Origin of the sequence: Candidatus Paralachnospira sp. LCP21S3_A2, from assembly GCF_052118925.1 — a bacterium.
Classification (GTDB): domain Bacteria; phylum Bacillota; class Clostridia; order Lachnospirales; family Lachnospiraceae; genus Lientehia.
Genome location: NZ_JBQKGG010000006.1, coordinates 119404 through 125769, shown reverse-complemented (window position 1 = coordinate 125769; position 6366 = coordinate 119404). Strand labels below are relative to the sequence as shown.

The following is a 6366-nucleotide window of genomic DNA, read 5'->3' as shown; positions in this document are numbered from 1 at the left end:
TTTCCTACGGATACGGGGCTGAGGGCTGGAAGGATCAGCTGACAGAGTATGACGGCCAGACGATCACCTATGATGCCATCGGAAATCCCTTATCCTACCGGGACGGCATGGCCTTTGGCTGGCAGCATGGCCGGGAACTGAAAAGCCTTACGGCAGGCGGAAGAACGACCACCTATACCTACGATGAAGACGGTTACCGGATGACGAAGGCGGATGAGAGCGGAGTGACCCGGTACTACCGGAACGGAACGACCCTGCTGACCCAGAAGAAGGGGAGCACGCGCCTGGACTTCTTCTATGATGCCAACGGCCTGCCGCTGGGCTTCAAGAAGAATGGAACGGTCTACTATTATATCCTGAACCTTCAGGGAGATGTTGTCGGGATCCTGGACAGTGAAGGAACCCAGGTGGCAGGCTACCGGTATGATTCCTGGGGAAAGCTCCTTTCCTGCACCGGGGAGCTGGCGGACAGCATTGGGGCAGTCAACCCCTTACGGTACCGCGGGTACTACTATGACAGCGAGAGCGGGCTGTATTACCTGAACAGCCGGTACTACGATCCGGAGACCGGACGGTTCCTGAATGCAGACTGGCAGATGGATGACAACGCCGGGCTGTTAAAAGGAAACCTGTATGTGTACTGCGCGAACAATCCAGTGAAAAATCTGGATGAGGCAGGAGAATGGCTGCTGACAGCAGCAACGATGCTTGTAGGAGCAGTTGTTAATGTGGCGTCAACTGCAATCGCAGCGGCTACTACCGGACAAAAATACACCTGGGCCGATGCGGCGATTGCGGCGGGAACAGGAGCGATAGGGGCATCAAGAATAGGAGCTGTTGGTGCAGCGATTTTTGGAGGAATAGCGACTGCGTGGAAAAGTCGGAAAGATGGGAGATCCATGGGAGAATCTGTAGCGATTGGAGTAACTACAGCGATTGGAACTTTGGCAACGTTCAGTAACATGGCGAAATTGCCCCAAACTAATATTGGAGCAAAGATGACAGCAATCGCAACGGATGGGATTTTCAGCGTTGGTTATAATATGATAGCGGCGGCATTTACCAAGCCGAAATCGGGTTCTTCAAAAAGAAAAACAGAGACAACGAAAGTCTCAAAAGCTAAGAGCAAAACATCGAAAAGCCGGCAGCGTTTTGAGCAAAGGAGATACTGGAACAGAGCATTGAGACAATGGAGATACTATTATGTAAAAGTATAGAATACGTCATAAGAAGCTGAAAATGATAGGATTCCTGCGTGTTTTTACACGCAGGAATCCTATCGTCTGAGAAGAACGGAGAAAAACAGATGGAGGAAAACAATGGAATAAAAATAAAAACATATGCGATTTATTCAATTATGTCGCTGGTTGTGTTGGGAATGGTTGCTTATATGAATGCATCGACAGTTAAAACGTTGATTGTAAATATTAAAATAGGTGACAAGACAGAGATGTGGGAGTCAATTTTTTTTATTTTTTTGTTTCATCTAATATTTCTTTTTTTAACTTTTGATTCGATTAATATAGGAAGAAAAATTGAACTAACGAAAGAAGGCTGTATTATTTCATTTTTGTGGATAAGACGAAAATATAGCTGGGAGGGATATCCGATAAAAAAAGTAGAGCGATATTCAAAATATCGTAGTATCTGGGCACCGGATACACCGTATGATGAGGGAGCCGTTTTTTCAAAAGTACCGGTAAAGCGTTCCAAACGATACCGGCCAGTTGATATGAGATCTTATTTAACACGATATGTGTTTTCGACTGTATGGGTTTGTTTTCGGAATGAAGAGTGTAAAAAGAAGTGGTCATATAACACAGGATGGTTTGAAGTAGATAAGGAAGAATTTCTTCAGAAGATGGAAGAATGGGGAGTGGAACTGGAGAAGCCGGAGAGCATAGAGAAGTAATTTGTTCAAATTTATGCAGGAGGGCGACTGCTACAGCCTTTCGGCATGGGCGTATGCGGATGCAGTCCCGGAAAAGGATTTTACCTGGAGGCCCAGGTCTGCTACAGCAACGGGACGACAAGATCCCACCGGTTCGACTTTGACCCTTATGTAAAAGGCTGGCAGTACGGCGGCGGGGTGTTCACTACCGATGACGGGGATGCGGGAACCCAAAACCGTTATTATGCCATCCATATCCGGATCGTGTATGATGACCAGTGTAATGCGGCCTGGTTTGACGGGGTCCAGCTCACGAAGGATGAAGGAGAGACTTACGTCTACGACAATGACGGGAACCTGACGGATGTGAAGAGCGCGGCGGAACAGAGTAAGTTCCGGTATGACGGGAATGGAAACCTGTCGGGGATGGTGAGCCCGGACGGGACGGATTTTTCCTATACCTACGACAGCTGGAACAACCTGACGGAGGCAAAGAACTCGGACGGGGCCGTTTAACGGTTTTCCTATGACGCAGGCGGGAACCGGACGGAGGAACGGATCTATCCGTATACCACGGGGACGCTTGGCGAGCCGGAAACGACGATTTCCTACGGATACGGGGCTGAGGGCTGGAAGGATCAGCTGACAGAGTATGACGGCCAGACGATCACCTATGATGCCATCGGAAATCCCTTATCCTACCGGGACGGCATGGCCTTTGGCTGGCAGCATGGCCGGGAACTGAAAAGCCTTACGGCAGGCGGAAGAACGACCACCTACACCTACGATGAAGACGGATACCGGATGACAAAAGCGGATGAGAGCGGAGTGACCCGGTACTACCGGAACGGGACGACCCTGCTGACCCAGAAGAAGGGGAGCACGCGCCTGGACTTCTTCTATGATGCCAACGGCCTGCCGCTGGGCTTCAAGAAGAATGGAACGGTCTACTATTATATCCTGAACCTTCAGGGAGATGTTGTCGGGATCCTGGACAGTGAAGGAACCCAGGTGGCAGGCTACCGGTATGATTCCTGGGGAAAGCTCCTTTCCTGCACCGGGGAGATGGCGGACAGCATTGGAGCAGTCAATCCCTTACGGTACCGCGGGTACTACTATGACAGCGAGAGCGGGCTTTACTACCTGAACAGCCGGTACTACGATCCGGAGACCGGACGGTTTCTGAATGCAGACTGGCAGATGGATGACAATGCCGGGCTGTTAAAAGGAAACCTGTATGCGTACTGCGCGAACAATCCGGTGAAGTATCAGGATGAGGAAGGCGAAGGGTTACTGCTGGCAGCAACGATGCTTGTCGGGGCAGTTGTTAATGTGGCGTCAACTGCGATCGCAGCAGCCTCTACCGGACAAAAATATACCTGGGTCGATGCGGCGATTGCGGCGGGAACAGGAGCACTTGCCGCGTGGAATGCTGGGTATGGTGCAGCATTTGGTGGTATATTTACTGGTATAAAGAGCTATTACGCTGATGGAAGATCCATAGGGGCGTCCATAGCGATTGGGGTAACAACTGCGGTCGGAACCTATGCAACGTTCAGTAACCTGGCAGGATTGAAAAAAACTACTAAGATTGGAACCGAGGTGTCAAAAATCGCGGCGGATGGGGTTTTCAGCGTTGGTTATAATTGTTCGGTAGCGGCACTTACCAGGCCAAGAACATCCGGGTCTTCAAAGAAGAAAACGGAGACAACGAAAGTCTCAAAAGCTAAGAGTAAAACATCAAAAAGCCGCCAGCGTTTTGAACAAAGGAGATACTGGAACAGAGCACTGAGACAGTGGAGATACTATTATGTAAAAGTATAGGACATGTCATAAGAAGATGAAATGAAGGAGGATTCCTGCGTGTGAAAAATACGCAGGAATTCTATCGTCTGAGAAGAAAGGAAACCAGATGGAGGAAAACAATGGAATAAAAATAAAAGCAAATGTGATTTATTCAATTGTAATGTTCCCCATGATTTGGATAGCTAATTATTTAGAAACACTTGTAATAAAGAAAATTATTACATCTATTAAGCTTGAGAATAGGGCTGAGGTCATGGGATCAATTTTAGTAATTCTGTTGATACACTTAATATATCTTGTTGCTGTACTTTATTTGATTGATTTCGGAAGAAAAATTGAATTAACGAAAGAGGGGTGTATGATTTCATTTTTATGGATAAAACGAAGATATAGCTGGGAGGAGTATCCGGTAAAAAAGATAGAGAGGTATTCAGATCAGTATAATTCATGGGCACCTGTAACACCTTATGAAGAAGGCGCTGTTTTTTCAAAAGTACCGGTAAAACATTCAAAAAAGTATCGGCCTGCAGAGACTAGATCGTTTTTGACGTGGTATGTGTTTTCAACGGTATGGATTTGTTTCCGGAATGAAGAGTGTAAAAAGAAGTGGGCATATTATACTGATTTATTTGAAGTGGATAAGGAAGAGTTCCTTCAGAAGATGGAAGAATGGGGCGTGGAGTTGGAGATGCCGGAGTAATATCCAGAAAATAATAAGAACATCGATACAACCTACCATGTTTTTTGAACGAAAGAAGTAAGGGGAAAAACTGGAATCAGTTTTCGTTATATGTTCAAAAAATGAAAGAGTGGGAAGTACGTATAGATTCGGGAGTATAAGTAAGAGATAAGACATGTCTTCCTGAGGGAACCGATACACTTTCTGCTTTCGCAAGGACGTCCGATGTGGTATTCTTAAAGGGACAGGGAAATCAGAGCGGGAATGTCCCCAATGTGTGGACGGTCGATTCCGAATACGGTTGGGACGGAACTCCTTCCGATGCACACTGGAACGGAAGCTCTGCCGGGCGGCTGCTCACCGGGACCACGGATACGGAAGGGCGGACGGTCACCTATGCGTATGATAACCGGGACCGGATCACGAAGACTGCAGAAACCGTCACGGACGGGAACGGCGGCAGCCATGAGGCATCCATCACGTATCAGTATGAGGGGAACCGTCTGTCCGCCATCGGCCATAACGGGTTTTTCTATACGTTCACGTATGATGCGTATGGGAAAAAGACCGGGACAGCGGCCGGCGGGAACACGATCCTTACGGAAACGTACCAGCCGGCGAACGGGTCTGTTACAGGCCAGGCATATGCAAACGGGGATACGGTCTCGTATGCGTACAATGCCCGTGAGGAGCTGGAAAGCATTTCCCATAACGGGACAAAAATATTTACGTATCAGTATGACAGCGCCGGGAATGAGATCTTCCATGAAGACCTCCTGGACCAGGCCAGGTATTTCTTTGACTACGATCCCCTGGGGCGGGTCGTGCGGATGGCGACCAGCCGCGGGCAGTCCCTGGAGTTAGGGTATGACACCAGGGCGCGGACCGCCCGGCTGGTGAGCCTGATCGACAGGGAAAAGACAACGACCGGCTACCGGTACGGGGCAGGGGGAGGAGAACAGCCCAAAATATTTGCGACTCCACAGTGATAATCGTATGCTATCTTAGACGCTGCAATTTAGAAATCATTTGATCGGTAAGTGAATATATAACTCCATTGCCAGCATCTATCCAGTATTCAATTTCTTTGACAGAAGAAGGATTCTGTTCTTTATAAAAAACTAAAATATTACAATTTTGATAATTGCTGATTCGAAAATCTATATTTGAAAAAAATTCTTCATCGCCAAAAGCCCATTCTGAGAAATCCACTGCAGTCCCGTCAAGATGGTATTCTCTTCCCCATCGAACCATCATACTTTCCAGAAGTTCCTCATCGAGAGTGGTATATTTTAAAACAATGGGCACTTCTTGTATATAATGGTCAAATTTATACTCTGCAAAAAATTCGTCTTCTTTGTTGACAGGACCAAACCTTTTAATAGAATTTTCGTTTAACGATATAATAGTCTGTTTTTGAATATCTAAAATTCTTTGTCGCTGACTTTTATCAGGATTTGGTTGAAAACCGAAATGCGGTCGTACATATTCTACAAGCTGATAGTCACCATACCAGTCTTCTTTTTCTGATATATCAGGAAACGTAGTAATGATATCTTCGGCCATTTTAGATTCATATAGAATATCTGGATTTTTAAGTGGTAATGTTTCCGCCTCTTCCTGTGGTATTTCCGTTGTTTCAGCAATAGTTGTTATTCTTATTTCTTCGTCAAGAACACGTTCTGTAGAGATGTCAGATTGTTTTGATTTCCCACAACTACAACAGATAAAAACAATTCCTACGAGAAACAAAAATGAATTACGGATATTGATAATGCTTTTCATAGCTTCACCTCCATTATAAGATGCATATTTAAAGCGTAAAAAACAATAAGCACCAACCAGAAGATTACAACTAACTTTGCCGAAAATACCAGCCAGTTATATTTCTATATCGTTCTAAAAATAGCTCCAGCACCTTCCACAACCATAAGCGACACTTCCGGTTATGGAAGTCAGCAAAATGCAGAAGTATCCCATAATTGATTCC

Annotated in this window: 7 protein-coding genes; 6 read left to right on the top strand and 1 reads right to left on the bottom strand. The window is 46.3% G+C overall.

The window, feature by feature from the left end; genetic code table 11:
• The 6 genes from ACTQ3K_RS06780 to ACTQ3K_RS06755 all read left to right on the top strand — a co-directional run.
• Window positions 1–1217: RHS repeat-associated core domain-containing protein (locus ACTQ3K_RS06780; RefSeq protein ID WP_441578592.1), on the top strand; the 1217-nt coding region annotated here is incomplete at its 5' end.
• An 89-nt stretch (window positions 1218–1306) separates the two neighbouring features.
• Window positions 1307–1912 (top strand): hypothetical protein, encoded by a 606-nt coding sequence (locus ACTQ3K_RS06775; RefSeq protein WP_441568106.1) that lies wholly within the window; start codon window positions 1307–1309, stop codon window positions 1910–1912.
• Window positions 1913–1957: 45 nt separating this feature from the next.
• The gene (locus ACTQ3K_RS06770; RefSeq protein ID WP_441568107.1) at window positions 1958–2407 is read left to right on the top strand and encodes a hypothetical protein; all 450 of its coding nucleotides are present in this window, start codon (window positions 1958–1960) and stop codon (window positions 2405–2407) included.
• Window positions 2408–2602: 195 nt separating this feature from the next.
• Window positions 2603–3715 carry an RHS repeat-associated core domain-containing protein gene (locus ACTQ3K_RS06765; RefSeq protein ID WP_441568108.1) on the top strand — a complete coding sequence of 371 codons (1113 nt, stop codon included), beginning with the start codon at window positions 2603–2605 and terminating at the stop codon, window positions 3713–3715.
• An 88-nt stretch (window positions 3716–3803) separates the two neighbouring features.
• The gene (locus ACTQ3K_RS06760) at window positions 3804–4397 is read left to right on the top strand and encodes a hypothetical protein (protein ID WP_441568109.1); all 594 of its coding nucleotides are present in this window, start codon (window positions 3804–3806) and stop codon (window positions 4395–4397) included.
• A 206-nt stretch (window positions 4398–4603) separates the two neighbouring features.
• The gene (locus tag ACTQ3K_RS06755) at window positions 4604–5365 is read left to right on the top strand and encodes a hypothetical protein (RefSeq protein WP_441568110.1); all 762 of its coding nucleotides are present in this window, start codon (window positions 4604–4606) and stop codon (window positions 5363–5365) included.
• Between the two features lie 10 nt (window positions 5366–5375).
• On the opposite strand, the gene ACTQ3K_RS06750 is transcribed toward ACTQ3K_RS06755, so the two are convergent.
• Complete coding sequence (locus ACTQ3K_RS06750) at window positions 5376–6161, bottom strand: hypothetical protein (RefSeq protein WP_441568111.1); 786 nt, start codon at window positions 6159–6161, stop codon at window positions 5376–5378.
• Window positions 6162–6366 lie beyond the last annotated feature (205 nt).